Below are 18,486 nucleotides of genomic sequence, written 5' to 3' on the forward strand. Positions count from 1 at the left end.
GAGCGGGGTTCCCCGTCCGGGGCGTGCCCGGCGGACGGACCGCGGTGGCGCGGACTCCACGGTGCCGGTTCCGCGCGCCATGATGGAGGCCGGTGACCGGACCGTCCTCCGGACGACGGAGGCGCCGGCCGTCGCGGTGGCGCGGATCCCGCCGCTGTTGGCCGGCGTCGAGGCGGTCGCGTACGAGAGGTGCGGGCGTGAGACTGACGATTCTGGGCGGTGGCGGGTTCCGGGTGCCGCTGGTGTACGGGGCGCTGCTCGGCGACCGCGGCGCCGGCCGGGTGACGCGGGTCGTGCTGCACGACCTCGACGGCAGTCGCCTGCGGGCCGTCGCCCGGGTGCTGCACGAGCAGGCGGCGGGCGTACCGGACGCGCCGGAGGTGAGCGTCACGACCGACCTCGACGAGGCGCTGCGCGGATCCGACTTCGTGTTCTGCGCGATCCGCGTCGGTGGCCTCCAGGGCCGGGCCGACGACGAGCGGGTCGCGCTCGCCGAGGGTGTCCTGGGGCAGGAGACGGTCGGTGCGGGCGGCATCGCCTACGGACTGCGCACGGTTCCCGTCGCCGCCGCCATCGCCCGGCGGGTGGCCCGCCTCGCCCCCGAGGCCTGGGTCATCAACTTCACCAACCCCGCGGGGCTGGTCACCGAGGCCATGTCCGGCCACCTCGGCGACCGCGTCGTCGGCATCTGCGATTCCCCGGTGGGCCTGGGCCGCCGCATCGCCCGGGTGCTCGGCGCCGACCCCCGTGAGGCGTTCGTCGACTACGCAGGCCTCAACCACCTCGGCTGGGTGCGTGCCCTGCGCGTGGCCGGGCGGGACCGGCTCCCCGAACTGCTCGCCGACCCGGACCTGCTGGGCTCCTTCGAGGAGGGCCGGCTCTTCGGTGCCTCCTGGCTGCAGTCCCTGGGCGCGATCCCCAACGAGTACCTGCACTACTACTACTTCAACCGGGAGACCGTACGGGCCTACCAGGAGGCCGAGCGCACGCGCGGCGCCTTCCTCCGCGACCAGCAGGCCGGCTTCTACGAGGAGATGCGGGATCCCGACGCCCGGGCGCTCGCCGCCTGGGACCGCACCCGCGCCGAACGGGAGGCCACCTACATGGCCGAGAACCGGCGGACCGCCGGGGCCGGTGCGCGCGAGGCCGAGGACCTGTCCGGCGGCTACGAGAAGGTCGCCCTGGCGCTGATGCGGGCCGTCGCCCGCGACGAGCGGACCACGCTCGTCCTCAACGTCCGCAACCGCGGCACGCTGTCGGCCCTGGACGGCGACGCCGTCGTCGAGGTGCCCTGCCTGGTCGATGCGAACGGCGCGCACCCGATCACCGCCGACCCGCTGCCGGGCCATGCCGCCGGGCTGGTCCGGGCGGTGAAGTCGGTCGAGCGGGACATCCTCGCCGCCGCGGCGTCCGGCTCCCGCGCGACGGCCGTGAGGGCCTTCGCGCTGCATCCGCTCGTCGACTCCGTGTCCGTCGCCCGCCGCCTCGTGGAGGGATACACGGCCGTCCACCCCGGCCTCGCCTACCTGCGGTGAGCCGGCCGGCCGGGAGCCGGGGCGCCGCACGTGAGCACCTCGGGCCGGTCGGCCGACCCCCGTACCACGGCCGACCGACCCGAGCCCCCGTGTGCCTCCCCCGTCTTCCCCCGTGCTTCCCCCCCCCGTTCCCCCGTTCCCCCGTGCGGTTCCCCCGTCATCCTTACTCTCGTATGAGCGGCAGCCGGGTCTCCTGATACACCCCCTTCGGAAAAAAGTCCCCCCGGTCTGTGACCGGGGGGAGTCCGGGTGCCGGCCCGGAGCGCCTGCGGGTGCGGTCAGCCGGTGAATCCGGCCGTGATGGAGGTGAACTGCCAGTCGCTCTGGCTGATCCCGGAGCAGTTGCTGGTCACCCCGCCGCCCGGGCAGGGGCGGTCGCGGTTGACCGACCAGAAGGCGAGCCGGGCGATGTGGTGCCCGTCGGCCCAGTCGCGGATCCGGGTCCAGATCGTGGGCGTGGTGTTCTCCCGCTGGTCGGACAGGCCGTTCATGCCGGAGATGCCGATGTGCGCGTAGGCGGTGGCGTCGTCCCAGCCGAAGGTGGACTTCAGTTTGCTCTTCAGTCCCTCGGCGGCGTTCACGGTGTTGCCGTACATGTCGGATCCACCGCCGAAGTCGAACGGCATGATCGTGAAGACGTCGATGTCGGCGCCGATCGACCTGGCCTGCTCGATCAGCCGGTTGCCGTAGTACGTCGGCCCGGTCGTCGACGTCCCGAACGTCACGATGGTCCGCAGACCGGGGTTGTTCGCCTTGAGGGTCTTCAGCGCGGTCAGGATCCTCGCCTGCACGGCCTCGTTCTCGAACTCGTCCGAGTTCTCGATGTCGAAGTCGACGGCCTTGAGCCCGAAGGCGTCGATCACCCTCTGCGTCGCCGCGGCGAGTGCGCTCGCGGAGGAGCAGTTGGCGCCGAGCTTGCTGCCCTGCCAGCCGCCGAACGACGGCACCACGTCACCGCCCGCGGCGCGGATCCGGTCGATGGCGGTCTGGTCGACACCGCCGGTCAGCGATCGCTGACCGTCCCAGGCGGGGGTGCAGCCGCCGGAGTCCAGGACGAACGCCATCGTGAACGCCTTGATGCCGGTCGCGTTCATCACGGTCTGGGGGTTGGGCGGGTCGCCCCAGCCCTCGTACAGGTAGGGAGCGGCCTGCTTGAAGCCGGACCCTCCGCCGCCGCCCGCGCCGGTGGTCACGGTCACGGCGTTCGAGGCGGCCGACGTGTTCCCGGCGGCGTCGCGTGCCCGGACGGTGAAGGTGTAGGAGGTGCTCGACGCCAGTCCGCCGACCGTCGCGGCGGTGCCGGAGACGCTGAGCACCTTGCCCGAACCGCGGTAGACGTCGTACCCCGTCACGCCCACGTTGTCCGTGGCGGCGTTCCACGCCAGCGACACGCTCGACGAGGTCCTGCCGGTGGAGGTCAGGCCCGTGGGCGCGGTGGGCGCCTGGGTGTCGGACCCGCCTCCGCCACCGGGGCCGTCGAGGCTGATGTCGTCGGCGTAGTACGAGCCCTGCGCGTACCAGCCGTGGAGATAGACCGTGGCGCTGGTCTGTGAGGCGCCGGTCGTGAACGACACCGACAGCCGGCTGTACGCCGACGGGGAGGTCGTCCAGGTCGAGGGGCCGCCGTTCACCCCGAGGTACACGTAGGAGCCGCGCACCCAGCCGCTGAGGCTGTACGTCGTGTTGGGCCGCACGGCGACGGTCTGGCTGCACTGGGCGTTGTCACTGGCGCTCGCGGCCCCCTGAAGGGCCTTGGAGTCGCCGTGTACGGGGGAGGAGACGACGGAGCCGAGGTTGCCGGCGCAGGTCCAGGGGGCCAGGCCGGACTCGAAGCCGGGGTTGGCGAGGATGTTGGCCGCCTCGGCCGTGCCGGGCAGGGCGACGGCGCCGGTGAAGGCGAGGGCGGCGGTGCCGAGCAGGGCGAGCAGACGGCGTCCTGGGCGTCGGGGAAGTGAGGTGCGCACACGATCTCCCTGGAGGAGTGGGGGTGTTCGGGAGGCACGGACGTGCTCGATGGTGCGCAACCAAGTTGGTATGGACCAATCGCGCTGTCAAGAGGATGCGGTGAACTGGTCCATACCTGTTGGGAGTTCGGGTCAGAGGGGCAGCGCCTGTGCCGTCTGTGCCGGCTCGACGGGCCGGGCGGGCGCAGCGGAGGCCGACGCAGACGGTCCCCGCTGCTGCGGCAGCGTCACCGGCCACAGCGGCCGGGGTCCCGCCACCACGGTGTAGTCCTGCCCGAGGAACGGCGGCACCACCTCCCCGGGGTCCTCCCCCAGCGCCAACCGGACGGCGGCCCAGGGGGCGTTGACGCCGCACAGGGACAGCTGGTGCAGCCCCCCGGCCGGCCGGGTGTTGACGTCCAGCAGCACCGGCCGGTCGCCGTACATCCGGAACTGGATGTTGCAGAGATGGTGCAGGCCGAAGCCCTCCGCGATCCGCCGGGCAGGCTCCAGCCACTGCTCGTGCAGGGTGAAGCCCCGGCGCCGGCCCTTCTTGGTGCGGCCCACGGCGAGCCGGACCCGGTTGTCGGGACCGGTCAGGCAGTCCACCGACACCTCCGGCTCCTCCAGACGCGGCATCACCAGCCAGTCCACCGGCTCCCCGGCCCGCCGCACCGCGTCCACCACCAGCTCCAGCGGCACGTACGGGCTGGGGAAGCCGCCGAGGTGCACGAGCGAGAAGGGGGTGCGAGTGATCACGCGGAATCCCACCCCACCTGCACCGGACGCCGGCTTGAAGCAAGCCTTGTGTCCCGCAGCCTCCAACTCCTGCACCGCGCATATGAGTTCGTCGGCCGTGCGGACCCGCCACCATGGCGGCACCGGTACCCCGATCGCCTGCACGGCCTCGTAGGCGACCACCTTGTCCTGGAAGACGGCGACCGCCTCGGGCGGCGGCGCCAGCAGCGCCGTACCGACCGCCGCGAACTCGGCGCGGTGCGCCACGATCGCCGCCTGGTGCAGCCGCGGCACGAACACGTCGATGCCGCGCCGCTGGCACTGGTCGAGGGCGTACTCCACGTACCCCGCCGCGGACAGGCCCTTGGGCTCCAGCTCCGCCGAGTCGGCCGCCGCCAGCACCGGGGAGTCCGCGTCACCGTGCGTGGCATGGATCTCCACGGCCCGGTCGGCTGGATTTCGGCGCAGCTGATCCATGAAGAACACGTTCTCCGCGTACGTGCGGTTGAGCCAGACGCGTACGCGAGAGGCCATGCAGGCCGCCTTTCAGGGGTCGCGGGCAGGGCGAAGCGGGCCCGTGCCCGGGCAGGACGGAGAGAGGGAAGGACATCGGACCGCACTGCGCGAAGAGAGGTTCCGGCGGCGGTGTTGGGGGCGATCATACGGCTTTCCCGTGCCCCCGCGTGCAACGCCCGGGTTACGGATTTCCGACCGGAAGGCCCGTGCTTCCACGATCTCGGTGACCGGCTGGGAATGTGCTTGTCCACCGCCGGTGAATGTGTTGTCGTGATCCCATTCGTGTGACCGGACGGGGGAGGGAACGTGGCGTCGACGGCCGGTGGAGCCGGGCAGCTGCTGGCCATCAGCGATCTGCACATCGGGTACCCGGAGAACCGTGCTCTGGTGGAAAGGATGTGCCCGGAGACGGACGACGACTGGCTGCTGGTCGCCGGCGACGTCTCGGAGAAGGCCGCCGACATCCGCTGGGCCCTCAAGACCCTGGCGAGCCGCTTCCGGCAGGTGGTGTGGGCGCCCGGCAACCACGAGCTGTGGACCCACCCCCGCGACCCGGTCACCCTGCGCGGCGTCGAGCGCTACCAGCACCTCGTCGCGATCTGCCGCGACCTCGGCGTCCTCACGCCCGAGGACCCCTACCCCGTGTGGGAGGGCCCCGGCGGCCCGGTCGCGATCGCCCCGCTGTTCCTGCTGTACGACTATTCCTTCCTGCCCGAGGGCTGCACCACCAAGGAGGAGGGCCTGGCCTACGCGCACGGCACCGGCATCGTCTGCAACGACGAGGTCCTGCTCCACCCGGACCCGTACCCGAGCCGCGAGGACTGGTGCCGGGCCCGGGTCGCCGAGACCGAGCGCCGTCTGTCGGAACTGCCCGACGACCTGCCCACGGTGCTGGTCAACCACTACCCGCTGCACCGGCACCCGACCGAGGTTCTGTGGCACCCCGAATTCGCCATGTGGTGCGGCACCGGGATGACCGCCGACTGGCACCGCCGCTTCCGCGTCGCGGCCATGGTCTACGGGCATCTGCACATCCCCCGTACCACCCACCACGAGGGCGTCCGATTCGAGGAGGTGTCGGTCGGCTACCCCCGCGAATGGCGCAAGCGGGCGGACGAACCCGGTCGGCTGCGCCGCATCCTGCCGCTGGAGGTCGCAGCCCGGTGATCGAGGAACTGCTGCCCGCGTCGGTGGTGGCCGTGGAGGCCCGTGTCGACGACGACGCAGCCGCGGCCGCGGCGGACGAGGCCCTGCTCCACCCGGAGGAGGCCGCGCTCGTCGCCCAGGCGGTGGCCAAGCGACGCCGCGAGTTCGCCGCCGTACGCTCCTGCGCCCGCCAGGCCATGGAGAAGCTCGGCGTACCGCCGCAGCCCGTGCTGTCCGGCGAACGCGGTGCCCCGCGCTGGCCGGAGGGCCTGACCGGCAGCATGACCCACTGCGACGGCTACTGTGCCGCCGCCCTGGTGCGCACCGGGGACCTGGCGTCCCTCGGCATCGACGCCGAGCCCCACGGGCCGCTGCCCGAAGGTGTGCTGCCCGTCGTGACGCTGCCCGCGGAGCGGGACCGGCTGCTGCGGCTGGCCGCCGCCCGCCCCGACATCCACTGGGACCGCCTGCTGTTCAGTGCCAAGGAATCGGTCTACAAGGCGTGGTTCCCGCTCACCGGGCTCTGGCTTGACTTCTCCGAGGCCGACATAGACCTGTGGGCCGAACCCGGCTCCGCCGAACCCGGCCACGGCGGTCTGCGCGCCGAACTCCTGGTGCCCGGGCCGACGGTGGACGGCCGCCGCGTCCAGACCTTCGAGGGCCGCTGGACGGTCCGGCAGGGGCTGGTGGCGACGGCGGTGCCGGTGCCGCACGGCTGAGGGGCCGTCACGGCCGTGGGCACCACAGCTCCAGCAGCCGGAAGAACGCCACCTCGTTGCCCGCCAGGCCCGCGCGGTCCAGCGCCTGCTCGGCCTCGGCGAGCACGGCCGGCGGCACCACGGCGGCCTCCCGCGGTCCGTCCGGAGCGGTGTCCGCGTGCGCGAAGGCGGCCCGGACCGTGTGCAGCAGACGCAGATAGGCCTGTACGGCGGTGCGTTCGCGGTCGGTCGGTACGGCGGTCGGCATGGTACGGATCTCCCCGTGTCGATCCGGGCACGGCGGGAAGTCTCCCCGCCCCACCAGCTTGCCGCCCCCCACTGACAACCGGGGCGAACCGAAGCGCGGTTCGCCCGCCCGGGGGATCCGGGAGCGGCGAGGGCCTCCGGTGGGGCCGCCGCCGGTCCGGCACGGTGGCGGGGCGGCCACCGGCCGGCGTGCGCTCAGCCCCGGTATCCCAGCGACGCCTCGATCCGCCCCGCCAGATGCTCCCCGCGCGCGGCGCTCCGCAGCGCCGACCCGGTCAGCCAGGTACGGCACTTGGTGGCCAGCAGGAGGCCGAACCGCTCGGCCTCCCGCTCGTCGTCCAGGTCGAAGCGGGTGCGCGCGGCGACGGCGCGGACGGCGGCAGCGAGGTCGCCGTCGTCGTGCAGCAGCCGCGCCGCCACCGTCGCGCCGTCGACGTGGTGCCCGCTGTGCCCGGCCTGCATGTGCCACAGCTCGTGGCCGAGGATCACCAACTGGTGCTCGGGGGCCGTGCGTTCCTCGATGACGACCAGATCCTGGTCGGCCATGTCGAGCCACAGTCCGCTGGCGGTTCCGGGCGGGAAGGAGGAGGTGCGGAAGTGGACGGGTCGCCCGCGGCGCCGGCTCATCGCCGAGCACAGCGCGGTGTACAGAGCGGAGGGCGGGGCCGGGGCAGGGAGATCCAGCGCGTCGACCAGTTCGCCGCACAGGCGGCGCATGTCCTTACCGATGCCCACAGTTCTCTCCCGCGATCACGACTCGGGCCGCTTGACGCTCTCCAGGAGCATGTCCAGCCATTCGGCGACCTTGTCGCGATGCTGGTCGGTGGGCAGCTGCGCGGCCCGCCAGGCGATGCCGCGCACGCCGTGGTCCTGGAGCAGTCGCTCCAGCGGGTCGTCCACGGCCTCGGCCGCCTCCCGCTCGCGGTCGGCGAGCTTCTGCAGCAGTTCCTGCTCGGTGCGTTGCAGGGCACCGGCGAGCGCCTCGGGATCCTCGGCGGTGAGGAAGCCGGCGTGCACGCGGAAGAAGCGCTGCAGCGCGTCGCAGTGCTCCATGGTGGGGCGCCGGTCGCCGTTGATGAGGGCGCCGGCCTGCTGCCGCGACATGCCGGCACCGTCGGCGATCTCCTGCTGCGTGTATCTGCGGCCGTTGGGCTTGAGCCGGGTGCGGCGCAGCAGGTCCAGACGCTGCAGGAAACGGGCCTGCACGTCGGGCTCCCCGGCGGGCCGGCCGCGCAGCAGGGCCCTGACGACCGGTTCGGGAACGCCGCAGGCCACCGACAGCCGCGCGGTGTCGAACACCTCGGCGTGCGGGACACCCAGCCGGTCCGCGAGCACAGCGACGCGGGTGGCGACGGCGGTCAGACCGGACGTCGCCGTGGCGCCGGGAACCTCGAAGCCATCCGTCACCGACAGATCTCCTACGTCTCTCACCGCCCGCTCACCGGCGGCCGGGCCGCGCTGGCGCGGTTACTGCGAACTGCCCGGAGATTACTCGGTGGTTCGAACTCACATCCAGGTCTCGCCACAACTGTGGCCAATTTCAGCCGTCAACGAGCGTGAAATGCCACGATAGTTGACACGACTTGTGTCGGGGCACCAGGATCGGGGCGCCGCGTGAAGGCCGCAGAGGCAAGAGGGGTGACCTCCCGATGGCATACCAGGCAGGAGGGCAGTGGCCGGCGCCGCGGCCGGTCCCCGAGAGCTCCGAGGTGCAGGCGTACCTCCAGGACTACGCCGTGCTCGTGGAGGCGGTCTCCGTTCCGTCGTTCGTCGTCGACCACCGCTGGGACGTGCGCACGGCCAACAGCGCTTTCGCGTCACTTTTCCGCGGGGTGGGCCCGCATCCGACCGCCATGCCGGGCGACAACTTCCTCCGGTTCGTCCTGTTCCACCCCGACGCCGCCGCGGTGCTGGGGGACCACGAGTCGAGCTGGTGCCTGCCCATGCTGGCGCAGCTGCGGACCGGGCTGGAGAACCACCCCCACGACCACGGGCTCCAGGCGATCCGCCGGGACCTCGCCCTGGACCCGATCATGGAGGCCGCCTACCGGCAGGGCCTGCCGCACTGGATCAGCGCGGTCGGCCAGGAGGCGGTGCGCCACGACGGTGCGGTCCGACCGCTGATCCACCCGGATCCCCGCCGCGGCGCCACCGACTGCCGCATCGTCGACGAGACGCCCCGCACGCTCCAGGAACTGGGGTGCACCCGGCTGACGATGGTCCTGCGGGAGGTTCGCCGCGTCGCCCCGCCATCGCGGCCCCGCCGCCCGCGCCGCCAGGCCGCCCACCTCACGGTGGTGTCCACCCCCGAACCCTGATCGGGCACCGCCGGCGTTCAGGTCGCCGACGGCGCCCCGGGCGGCGGGGGTGTGCCGACGGCCCCCTCCGCCACCGGCGCGCCACCGCTGCCCAGTGCTCTCACGGGTCCTGGGCGCCCGGCCCGGCGGCCCCGCGGTCCGGGCGCCGTCAGCCGCCGGCGGGCCGCGGGGGCGTCACAGCGCATCACGAAAGGCAGGCACCGTGGGACAGCCCGTCCACGCCCCGGACCGACCCGGCTGGTGGCGCTCCGCCGTGATCTACGAGGTGTACGTCCGCAGCTTCGCCGACGGTGACGGGGACGGCACCGGCGACCTCGCCGGCGTCCGCTCCCGGCTGCCGTACCTGGCCCGACTCGGTGTGGACGCGCTGTGGTTCAGCCCCTGGTACCTCTCACCGCTGAAGGACGGCGGCTACGACGTCGCCGACTACCGCGCGATCGACCCGGCGTTCGGCACACTGGCCGAGGCGGAGAGGCTCATCGCCGAGGCCCGGGAACGGGGCATCCGCACCATCGTCGACATCGTCCCCAACCATGTCTCCGACCAGCACCCGTGGTTCCGCGCCGCGCTGGCCGGGGGGCCCGAGCGCGTCCTGTTCCACGTCCGGCCCGGGCGCGGAGAGCACGGGGAACTCCCGCCCAACGACTGGCAGTCGCAGTTCGGCGGCCCCGCCTGGACCCGGCTTCCCGACGGCGACTGGTACCTGCACCTGTTCGCACCCGAACAGCCCGACCTCAACTGGTCCCACCCCACCGTCCGCCGGGAGCACGAGGACGTCCTGCGCTTCTGGTTCGAGCGGGGCGTCGCGGGCGTCCGTATCGACTCCGCCGCCCTGCTCGTCAAGGACCCCCTGCTGCCGGACTTCACCGAGGGCCGCGACCCGCACCCCTACCTCGACCGAGACGAACTCCACGACGTCTACCGCTCCTGGCGGCGCATCGCCGACGACCACGGCGGCATCTTCGTCGGCGAGGTCTGGCTGCCCGACGCCGAGCGCTTCGCCCGCTACCTGCGCCCCGACGAACTGCACACCGCGTTCAACTTCGCCTTCCTCAGTTGTCCCTGGGACGCCGCACGGCTGCGCGCGTCGATCGACGAGACCCTCGCCGAACACGCGCCGGTCGGCGCCCCGGCCACCTGGGTGCTGTGCAACCACGACGTGACCCGCACCGTCACCCGCTACGGGCGCGCCGACACCGGCTTCGACCTCGCGGCCAAGACCTTCGGCACACCCTCCGACCCGGACCTCGGAACGCGGCGGGCGCGGGCCGCCGCCCTGCTGTCCCTCGCACTGCCCGGCACGGTCTACGTCTACCAGGGCGAGGAACTGGGTCTGCCCGAGGCGGAGATCCCGGTGGACCGTGTCCGGGACCCGATGCACGCCCGTTCCGGCGGAACCGACCCCGGCCGCGACGGCTGCCGGGTGCCGCTGCCGTGGGTGGCCGACGCCCCCTGGGCGGGATTCGGGTCGCGCGGGGAGCCCTGGCTGCCGCAGCCGCACGACTGGGCCTCGTACGCGGTCGACCGTCAGGAGGCCGACTCCGGTTCCATGCTCACCCTCTACCGCGCGGCGATCGCCGCGCGTCGGGTCTTCGGCGACGGCCCGATGACCTGGCTGCCGGCTCCCGACGGCGTTCTCGCCTTCGCCCGCGCGGGCGGCCGGGCCCTGTGCGTGGTGAACCTCGCCGCCACACCCGTCCAACTGCCCGCGCACTCCGAGATCCTCCTCCGCAGCGGCCCCCTGGACGGCCGGGGGCTGCTACCGCGGGACACCGCGGTCTGGCTGCGTGCCCGACGGCCCACGGAGCCACTGCTCGCGACACCGGCACGGTCGTCGTCCGCCCCTGCTGCGACGGGGTGAACGGGGCGAGTCGGGCCCGCGCACCGCCCGTACCGACGACCTTCACGCGCGCGCCATCGCACCCTTCCCTGACGTTCGGTGCTCCTGGAACACTCCTTCCGCGCGCGTTCGCTCACACCCGGCCGGCCGATTCGTCCTCAGGCAGAGAGGTTCCTCCGTCATGCCCGAAGTCAACCGGCGCCGATTCCTCCAACTGGCCGGAGCCACCACGGCGTTCTCCGCGCTGTCCGGCAGTATCCAGCGCGCGGCGGCGTTGCCCGCCAACCACCGCACGGGATCGATCGAGGACGTCGAGCACATCGTCGTCCTGATGCAGGAGAACCGTTCCTTCGACCACTACTTCGGTTCCCTGCGCGGCGTGCGGGGCTTCGGCGACCCGCGCCCGGTGCTCCACCCCGGAGGGAAGCCCGTCTGGTACCAGCCCGACGGGATCAGGGACGTCCTCCCGTTCCGCCCCGACGCCGACGAACTCGGCATGCAGTTCCTCGAAGGGCTGCCGCACGGATGGCCGGACGGCCAGGCGGCCTACAACGGCGGCAGGTACGACAGGTGGGTCCCCGCGAAGGGCACCACGACGATGGCGTACCTCACCCGCGAGGACATCCCCTTCCACTACGCCCTCGCCGACGCCTTCACCGTCTGCGACGCCTACCACTGCTCGTTCATCGGCTCCACCGACCCGAACCGCTACTACATGTGGACGGGGTTCACCGGGAACGACGGCTCGGGCGGCGGCCCGGTCCTCGGCAACGACGAGCGGGGCTACGGCTGGACGACCTACCCCGAGCGCCTGGAACGGGCGGGCGTCTCCTGGAAGATCTACCAGGACAGCGGCGACGGTCTGGACGCGGCCGGATCCTGGGGCTGGATCGGCGACGCCTACCGCGGCAACTACGGCGACAACTCGCTCCTCTACTTCGACGCCTACCGCGACGCCCGACCCGGCGACCCCCTCTACGACAAGGCCCGCACCGGCACCGACGTGAAGAACGGCGACGGCTGGTTCGACGAGCTGCGCGCCGACGTCAGGGCCGGGACGCTCCCGCAGATCTCCTGGATCGCCGCTCCCGAGGCCTTCACCGAGCACTCCAACTGGCCCTCGAACTACGGCGCCTGGTACATCGCCCAGGTCCTGGACGCGCTCACCGCCAACCCGCGCGTCTGGGCGAGGACGGCGCTGTTCATCACCTACGACGAGAACGACGGCTTCTTCGACCACGTGGTGCCGCCGCTGCCGCCGAGGTCCGCGGCGCAGGGCAGGTCCACCGTCGACGTCTCGCCCGACCTCTTTCCCGGCGACGCCAGGCACCCCGCCGGCCCCTACGGCCTCGGCCCGCGGGTGCCGATGCTCGTCGTCTCCCCGTGGAGCAAGGGCGGCTACGTCTGTTCGGAGACCTTCGACCACACCTCGATCCTGCGGTTCATGGAACGCCGGTTCGGTGTCGAGGAGACGAACATCTCGCCCTGGCGCCGGGCCGTATGCGGCGACCTGACCTCCGCGTTCGACTTCTCCCGCAGGGACAGCAGCCCGGCCGCGCTGCCGGACACCGCCGCGTACGAGCCGCAGGACCGCAACCGCCACCCCGACTACCGCCCGGCGCCCCCGGCCGACCCGGCCATGCCCCGGCAGGAGTGTGGTCAGCGGCCCGCCCGGCCCCTGACGTACGACCCGTCCGTGGACGGCTCGGCGGACACGGCGGCCGGGAAGTTCACCCTGAGTTTCGCCTCCGGCGCCGGGGCCGGTGCCGCCTTCCACGTCACCTCCGGCAACCGCACCGACGGTCCCTGGATGTACACCACCGCGGCGGGCACGACGCTCTCCGACACCTGGAACTCGGTGTACTCGGGCGGCTCGTACGATCTGACGGTCCACGGCCCGAACGGTTTCCTGCGCACCTTCAGAGGCCGCAACAAGGTGTCCGGCCCCGAGGTCACCGCGCGCCGCAGCGGCGACGACATCGAACTCACCTTCACCCACCACGGCTCCGGCACGGCGAGGCTGACCGTCGCCGACGGCTACGGTGGCGCCCTCCGCACCGTCACGGTGCGTCAGGGAACCGCCGTCCGGCAGGTCATCGACCTCACCGCTAGCCGGCGCTGGTACGACCTCACCGTCACCGCCGACGGCGACGCGGCCTTCCTGCGGCGCTTCGCCGGACACGTCGAGAACGGCCGGGCCGGTGTGAGCGATCCCGCGATCGCCGCCGCGTGACCTGCGCGGAACAGCGCTGACCGGGGGGCCGTAGGCGCTGGTCGCGGGCCGGTTGGCTCGGGGTAGTGTGCCCCGGTGACCACGCAATCGAACACACCTGCAGGCTGGTACCCCGATCCGCACGGGGCGCCTCAGACGCTGCGCTACTGGGACGGCGCGCAGTGGACCCAGCACACCAACCCCGACCAGCAGGCGGCAGCCCCGTCCCAGCAGGCCCCGCACATACCCCAGCAGCAGGGCATGCCGCCGCAGCAGGGCGGCCCCGACCCACGCGTGCAGCGTCAGGTGCAGCAGGAGGCCGGGGTCGCCGCCGGCGGTGCCGGCGGCGGCACCCTGTTCTCCGAGCCGGTCCTGGTGGTGAACCAGAAGGCCAAGCTGATCGAGCTGACCAACGAGTACACGGTCATGGATCAGAACGGCGCCCAGCTCGGCTCCGTCGTGCAGGTCGGACAGAGCGCGCTGCGCAAGATCCTGCGCTTCCTGTCCAGCATCGACCAGTTCCTGCCGGTCAAGCTGGAGATCCGCGACAACCACGGCCGGCCGGTCCTGCTGCTGACCCGCCCGGCCAAGATCTTCAAGTCGCGCGTCATCGTGCAGCGCCCGGACGGGCAGCCGGTGGGCGAGATCGTCCAGCAGAACGTCTTCGGCAAGATCAACTTCGCGATGAACGTCAACGGCCAGCAGGTCGGCGCCATCAGGGCGGAGAACTGGCGGGCCTGGAACTTCGCGATCGTCGACCACGCAGGCAACGAGGTCGCCCGGATCACCAAGACCTGGGAAGGCCTGGCCAAGACCATGTTCACCACCGCGGACAACTACGTCCTGCAGGTGCACTACCAGCTGCCGGAGCCCCTGCTGAGCCTGGTGGTGGCGACGGCGCTGACCGTCGACACCGCGCTCAAGCAGGACGCGCGCGGCCTCGGCTGACGCGTCGCCGCCTCACCGGCGGCCGTTCACCACGGAGTGAGGTGCCCCGGATCGGACGGGCGGGGCACCAGCGCCGGTTCCGCCGACGACGCCCGGGCGTCCAGGGCGAGGGCCGCGGCCACCGGATGCGCCTCGCCGACCGGTCGGCCCCCGCCCACCGCGCGCCCTCCGGACTCGGCCGGCGCACCGGCCGCCGGCTGCGGGCCGGGCGCGGCCCGCGTCAGCAGCAGCACCCCCCGGGCGGCGAGCCCCGCGCCCGCCAGCGCCAGCAGCGCCCCCACCGCACCGCCCTGCAGCCGTTCGCCGAGCAGAGCGACGCCGATGACGGCGGCGGCCACCGGGTTGGCCAGTGTCACCACGGCCAACGGCGCGCCCAGTCCGCCCCGGTAGGCGGTCTGCGACAGCAGCAGCCCGCCCGTGGCGAAGGCCGCGACCAGCAGCGCCACCCCGATCACCTGCACGCTCAGCAGCGGCCCCGAACGGTTGGCCGCGGCGACCGTCACGGTCTGGGTGAGTGCCGAGGCCACCCCGGAGGCCACCCCGGAAGCCGTGGCGTGCCGCAGGCCAGGCCGGGCGCCCGGCCTGGACAGCATGCCGATCAGCGTGGCGGTAGCCCCGGCCACCACCAGCGCCTCGGGCAGGCTGAGCACGTCGTCGGGCGCCGGGCCCGAGGCCGTGACGAGGATCGCGCCCAGGCCGAGCAGGGTGAACCCGGTGCCACGCCATTCGGCGACGCTGACCCCGCGCCCCGCGAGCCGCGCACCCATCGGTACCGCCGCGACCAGGGTGAGTGCCCCGAGCGGCTGCACCACGGTGAGCGGACCGTACTTCAGGGCCACCACGTGCAGCAGGGCGGCCGAGGCGTTCAGCGTCACCGACCACCACCACGCGCCGCTGCCGAGCAGCCGCAGCACACCCGGGCCGGCGGACCGGGCGGCGAGGCGTTGCTGGGCCACCGCGGCCGCCGCGTAGGCGACGGCGGAGAACAGTGACAGGACGACGGCCGTCAGGGCGGCGCTCACCGGTTCGCCCCCGCCAGGACCTGCTCCCGCTCCCGCCCCGGCCGTTGGGCCGGCAACGTCCTCGCGCGCCGGCGGCGCGGCGGCATGGCCGCGCCGTGCGGCCGGGGGACCAGGGCGAGTGCGGCGCCGAGCAGTGCGGCGGCGGCGATCGAGTCGAGCCAGTAGTGGTTGGCCGTGCCGACTATCACCACCAGCGTCAGCAGCGGGTGCGACAGCCACAGCAGGCGCCACCGCGACCGGGTCGCCGCGATCAGCCCGATCGCCACCATCAGCGCCCACCCGAAGTGCAGGGACGGCATCGCCGCGAACTGGTTCGACAGGTGGTCGGCGCGTGGCGGCCCGTACACCGAGGGGCCGTACACCCGCGCGGTGTCGATCAGACCGGTGGCCGCGAGCATCCGGGGCGGCGCCAGCGGGAACGCCAGGTGCAGTACCAGGGCGCAGGCGGTGACGGCGGCCAGCACCCGTCGGGCCCACAGGTAGTGGGCCGGGCGCCGCAGGTACAGCCAGACCAGGAAGGCGGCCGTGGCGGAGAAGTGCACGGCGGCGTAGTACGTGTTCGCGAGGTGCGCCGGGAGGTCGCCGTGCAGCAGCAGTGACTGCACGGAGCCCTCGCCGGGCAGGTGGACGGCCCGTTCGGCGTCCCAGACGCGGTCCGCGTTGCGGAAGGCCTCGCCCGTGTGGCCGGCGGCCAGCTGACGGCCGAGCTTGTAGACCAGGAAGAGACCCGCGACGAGCAGGAGCTCACGGACGAGCGCGGGCCGTGCTGCCGCGCCGGTCCGCGCTGCTTGCCCGGGTTCTTCCCCGGGCTCGGTGCGGGCGTTCATCCCCCGGCCCCCTCGCTGACGGTGGTGCGTGTGTGGTGCGCGCCGTGCGGTGGCGCAAAGGAATCGATACGACATCGTACCGATACGCCAGTGTACCGATACGGTTCAGTACCGGTACACTGGTGTATCGATTGACATGCGACACACACGGGAAGCGACCATGGACGGCAGGGCCGCCGCACGGCCCCCGGAAGACCGGCGAGGAGAGACACCGATGACGTCGCAGGCCGCGGAAGAGCCGGAGCAGGCTGCCGCGTCGCGCCGCTCCAAGCTCACGCCCGAGCGCGAGCAGGAGTTCTTCGACGCCGTCCTCGACCAGATCCGCGAGTGCGGGTACGACGCCGTGACCATGGACGGCGTCGCCGCCAGCACGCGGTGCAGCAAATCCACCCTCTACCGGCAGTGGAAGACCAAGCCGCAGTTCGTGGTGGCCGCGCTGCGCTCGCGCCGCCGCTCACGGCTGAGCGGCATCGACACCGGCTCGCTCGCCGACGACCTGCGCGAGGCCGCGCGGGCCGCGGGGGAGTGGTCGGTGAAGGACACCAAGCTGCTCCAGGCGCTCGGCCACGCGGTCACCCAGGACGCGGAGCTGGCGGGGGCCCTGCGTGAGGCGCTCGTCGAGCCGGAGATCGCCGCGTTGAAGGAGATCCTGCGCCGCGGCGTCGAGCGCGGCGAGATCGCCGCGGACCATCCGGCGCTTGAGTACGTGCCCGCGCAGCTGTTCGGCATGCTGCGGGTCCGGCCGATCCTGGAGGGCAGGTACGCCGACGAGGAGTACCTGGCCCGTTTCACCGAGGCCGCCGTGCTGCCGGCCCTCGGGCTGACCTGAGACCCGGGCCGCCGTCCACGGGATGACTGGACGGTGGCCTGGTCGCGCCGCACCGTGGGGACGGGGGCGGCGCACCCCGGCCGGGCAGGGCCCCCTTGAGCGGAGAGGGCCCCGCCCGGCCGTTCTCCCGCCCGGCCGTTCTCCCGCCCGGCCGTTCTCCCGCCCGGGCGGGTCCTGGGCGCCGGCGGATGGGCCCCCGGTGCGGGGCGGCGACGCCGAATCAGACGTTCTGGCCGCTCCCGCCGCCCCGGGCCACCTTGATGCCCCGGATGATCTCGTCGATCACGGACGCGTCCTGGTCGGTGTCGACACCGAAGCGGACCACGACCATGTGGCGCGGGACGGTGGGCGAGGGAAACGCCAGCGACTCGACGTAGCCGTCGGCACCCTTGCTGGTGACGGCCTTCCACCGGACCAGGTAGCCCTTCTGCCCGGCCACGGTGACGGCCTTGGCGGCCAGCTCCTGGTGCGAGGTGATGCTGCCGTAGGTGGTGCCGCCGTAGGACTCCTCCGCGTTGGCCCGGATGTCCGCCTTGGCGACCTGCTCCGCCGTGGCCCCGCGGGTGCCCACCACCGACGCCGGCGCCGCGTAGGCGCCGCCCTTGGTGCAGGACTTGCCGGTGTCACCGGGGCAGGGGTAACTGTCGTTCGAGGTCACGGCCGCACCGCCGGTGCCCTGCTGTCCGTACCAGCCCTCGGGGATGGGGAGGCTGATGCCGTCCGCCACGTCCGTCACGGAGCCGCTCTCGATCCGCTGCGGCTGCGTCCGGTTCGGCGAGGGTGCCGCGCCGCCGTCGCGGCCCCCGGGGCCGCCGCTCGGTCCGCCACCGGGCCCGCCCGGTCCGCCCTGCCCCTGCCGGGCGTCGTCGCGGCCCCCGCCGTCGTCCTTGGCCAGTGCCCACACACCGACCCCGATGCTCGCCAGCACCGCGACGGCCGCGGCCACCGCTATCCCGACCCGCACCCCGCGTCGCCCGCCGGATTCCGCCGGCTGAGCGGGGTAGCCCGGGTGGACCGGATAGCCGGGCTGCCCGCCGAACACCGGCTGCCCGCCGTACCCGGGCTGCCCGAACGCCCCCGGCCCCGGGGGCGCTACCGGCTGATCGGGTGCCCCGGCCGGCCCCGGCTGCCCGGCCGCTCCGATGTGTCCCGGCCGCTCCGTCGCTCCCGGATGCGCCCCGCCGGGCGGTGGCTGCTGTGGTCCCCATGCGGCGGCGGACCCCGCGGGGCGTGTCCGGTCCGTCCACGCCTTGCCGTCCCACCAGCGCTCGGTGGCGGGGCCGTCACTTGTCTGTCCGGGGTCGGGGTACCACCCGGGGGGAGTCACCTGCGTCATGGGTCAACCGTATGAGGCATCTGTGAAAGCGACATGAGAGGGTGCGCTTCTGGCCGCGCTCACCGCCGCGGTGACCCGCCTCGACGGTCCGCGGCGCGGTGCTCGCCTCACCCGCCCGCCGCAGCGCGTGCGGCGGGCGGGTGAGGCGTGTGCGCCTCCGGGGGCGGGGCTCCCGCGCCCGTGGGGCTGGCCGATCGCCCTCGGCCGGACGGGGGCACCGGGGGCAGGCGGCCCGGTGACCTCCCCGCTCGTCGGTCCCGCAGGCGCCCCGGTGCCGGTTCGGCTTCGGTTCGGTTTCGATTGGGCGTCGC

Annotated in this window: 16 protein-coding genes; 8 read left to right on the forward strand and 8 right to left on the reverse strand. The window is 73.3% G+C overall.

Translation table 11 applies throughout. The annotated features are described in order from the left end of the window. Window positions 1-197 precede the first annotated feature (197 nt). Window positions 198-1,535 carry a 6-phospho-beta-glucosidase gene (locus tag I3F54_RS09900; protein ID WP_240118278.1) on the forward strand — a complete coding sequence of 446 codons (1,338 nt, stop codon included), beginning with the start codon at window positions 198-200 and terminating at the stop codon, window positions 1,533-1,535. A 278-nt stretch (window positions 1,536-1,813) separates the two neighbouring features. On the opposite strand, the gene I3F54_RS09905 is transcribed toward I3F54_RS09900, so the two are convergent. Together I3F54_RS09905 and I3F54_RS09910 are read right to left on the reverse strand one after the other, a co-directional pair. Beyond that, window positions 1,814-3,499: a carbohydrate binding domain-containing protein gene (locus I3F54_RS09905; RefSeq protein ID WP_240118279.1), complete on the reverse strand. Its 1,686-nt coding sequence runs from the start codon at window positions 3,497-3,499 to the stop codon at window positions 1,814-1,816. Between the two features lie 132 nt (window positions 3,500-3,631). Continuing rightward, window positions 3,632-4,750 (reverse strand): ATP-grasp domain-containing protein, encoded by a 1,119-nt coding sequence (locus tag I3F54_RS09910; RefSeq protein ID WP_240118280.1) that lies wholly within the window; start codon window positions 4,748-4,750, stop codon window positions 3,632-3,634. A gap of 288 nt (window positions 4,751-5,038) precedes the next feature. On the opposite strand from I3F54_RS09910, the gene I3F54_RS09915 reads away from it, so the two are divergent. Continuing rightward, complete coding sequence (locus I3F54_RS09915) at window positions 5,039-5,899, forward strand: metallophosphoesterase (RefSeq protein WP_240118281.1); 861 nt, start codon at window positions 5,039-5,041, stop codon at window positions 5,897-5,899. Further along, on the forward strand, window positions 5,896-6,597 hold the full coding sequence (locus tag I3F54_RS09920) for a 4'-phosphopantetheinyl transferase superfamily protein (protein WP_240118282.1): 702 nt from the start codon (window positions 5,896-5,898) through the stop codon (window positions 6,595-6,597). Before I3F54_RS09915 ends, I3F54_RS09920 begins: the two co-directional genes overlap by 4 nt. A gap of 7 nt (window positions 6,598-6,604) precedes the next feature. Here I3F54_RS09920 and I3F54_RS09925 read toward each other — a convergent pair whose 3' ends face one another. From I3F54_RS09925 to I3F54_RS09935, 3 genes are all read right to left on the reverse strand, one after another. Continuing rightward, on the reverse strand, window positions 6,605-6,844 hold the full coding sequence (locus tag I3F54_RS09925; protein WP_240118283.1) for a hypothetical protein: 240 nt from the start codon (window positions 6,842-6,844) through the stop codon (window positions 6,605-6,607). Window positions 6,845-7,038: 194 nt separating this feature from the next. Continuing rightward, window positions 7,039-7,560: a toxin-antitoxin system, toxin component gene (locus I3F54_RS09930; protein ID WP_240118330.1), complete on the reverse strand. Its 522-nt coding sequence runs from the start codon at window positions 7,558-7,560 to the stop codon at window positions 7,039-7,041. Window positions 7,561-7,593: 33 nt separating this feature from the next. After that, entirely contained in the window at window positions 7,594-8,250 is a 657-nt protein-coding gene (locus tag I3F54_RS09935) for a helix-turn-helix transcriptional regulator (RefSeq protein WP_240118284.1), read from the reverse strand. A 242-nt stretch (window positions 8,251-8,492) separates the two neighbouring features. On the opposite strand from I3F54_RS09935, the gene I3F54_RS09940 reads away from it, so the two are divergent. The 4 genes from I3F54_RS09940 to I3F54_RS09955 all read left to right on the forward strand — a co-directional run bounded on the left by I3F54_RS09940 (window position 8,493) and on the right by I3F54_RS09955 (window position 14,161). After that, entirely contained in the window at window positions 8,493-9,161 is a 669-nt protein-coding gene (locus tag I3F54_RS09940; protein ID WP_240118285.1) for a hypothetical protein, read from the forward strand. 202 nt (window positions 9,162-9,363) lie between these two features. Further along, on the forward strand, window positions 9,364-11,022 hold the full coding sequence (locus I3F54_RS09945; protein ID WP_240118286.1) for an alpha-amylase family glycosyl hydrolase: 1,659 nt from the start codon (window positions 9,364-9,366) through the stop codon (window positions 11,020-11,022). A gap of 160 nt (window positions 11,023-11,182) precedes the next feature. Beyond that, the gene (locus tag I3F54_RS09950; RefSeq protein ID WP_240118287.1) at window positions 11,183-13,234 is read left to right on the forward strand and encodes a phosphocholine-specific phospholipase C; all 2,052 of its coding nucleotides are present in this window, start codon (window positions 11,183-11,185) and stop codon (window positions 13,232-13,234) included. A gap of 75 nt (window positions 13,235-13,309) precedes the next feature. Beyond that, window positions 13,310-14,161 carry a phospholipid scramblase-related protein gene (locus I3F54_RS09955; protein WP_240118288.1) on the forward strand — a complete coding sequence of 284 codons (852 nt, stop codon included), beginning with the start codon at window positions 13,310-13,312 and terminating at the stop codon, window positions 14,159-14,161. Window positions 14,162-14,187: 26 nt separating this feature from the next. On the opposite strand, the gene I3F54_RS09960 is transcribed toward I3F54_RS09955, so the two are convergent. After that, window positions 14,188-15,183 (reverse strand): hypothetical protein, encoded by a 996-nt coding sequence (locus I3F54_RS09960; RefSeq protein ID WP_240118289.1) that lies wholly within the window; start codon window positions 15,181-15,183, stop codon window positions 14,188-14,190. Further along, complete coding sequence (locus I3F54_RS09965; protein WP_240118290.1) at window positions 15,180-16,010, reverse strand: phosphatase PAP2 family protein; 831 nt, start codon at window positions 16,008-16,010, stop codon at window positions 15,180-15,182. The genes I3F54_RS09960 and I3F54_RS09965 overlap by 4 nt, the downstream gene beginning before the upstream one ends. Before the next feature lie 214 nt (window positions 16,011-16,224). Here I3F54_RS09965 and I3F54_RS09970 point away from each other — a divergent pair, with 214 nt between their 5' ends. Next, window positions 16,225-16,839, forward strand: a complete 615-nt coding sequence (locus tag I3F54_RS09970) for a TetR/AcrR family transcriptional regulator (protein WP_240118291.1) — start codon at window positions 16,225-16,227, stop codon at window positions 16,837-16,839. Between the two features lie 220 nt (window positions 16,840-17,059). Here the strand turns inward: I3F54_RS09970 and I3F54_RS09975 are convergent, their stop codons facing one another. Continuing rightward, the gene (locus I3F54_RS09975; RefSeq protein ID WP_240118292.1) at window positions 17,060-18,175 is read right to left on the reverse strand and encodes a DUF2510 domain-containing protein; all 1,116 of its coding nucleotides are present in this window, start codon (window positions 18,173-18,175) and stop codon (window positions 17,060-17,062) included. Window positions 18,176-18,486: the final 311 nt, after the last annotated feature.

It is taken from the genome of Streptomyces sp. MUM 2J (genome assembly GCF_022414535.1).
Classification (GTDB): Bacteria; Actinomycetota; Actinomycetes; order Streptomycetales; family Streptomycetaceae; genus Streptomyces.

Bases quoted from the DNA above. Each gene is read 5' to 3' on its own strand.
- I3F54_RS09970 (WP_240118291.1), top strand. From the start codon at position 16,225: ATGACGTCGCAGGCCGCGGAAGAGCCGGAGCAGGCTGCCGCGTCGCGC.
- I3F54_RS09910 (WP_240118280.1), bottom strand. From the start codon at position 4,750: ATGGCCTCTCGCGTACGCGTCTGGCTCAACCGCACGTACGCGGAGAAC.
- I3F54_RS09950 (WP_240118287.1), top strand. From the start codon at position 11,183: ATGCCCGAAGTCAACCGGCGCCGATTCCTCCAACTGGCCGGAGCCACC.
- I3F54_RS09925 (WP_240118283.1), bottom strand. From the start codon at position 6,844: ATGCCGACCGCCGTACCGACCGACCGCGAACGCACCGCCGTACAGGCC.
- I3F54_RS09940 (WP_240118285.1), top strand. From the start codon at position 8,493: ATGGCATACCAGGCAGGAGGGCAGTGGCCGGCGCCGCGGCCGGTCCCC.
- I3F54_RS09930 (WP_240118330.1), bottom strand. From the start codon at position 7,560: ATGCGCCGCCTGTGCGGCGAACTGGTCGACGCGCTGGATCTCCCTGCC.
- I3F54_RS09975 (WP_240118292.1), bottom strand. From the start codon at position 18,175: ATGACGCAGGTGACTCCCCCCGGGTGGTACCCCGACCCCGGACAGACA.
- I3F54_RS09965 (WP_240118290.1), bottom strand. From the start codon at position 16,010: ATGAACGCCCGCACCGAGCCCGGGGAAGAACCCGGGCAAGCAGCGCGG.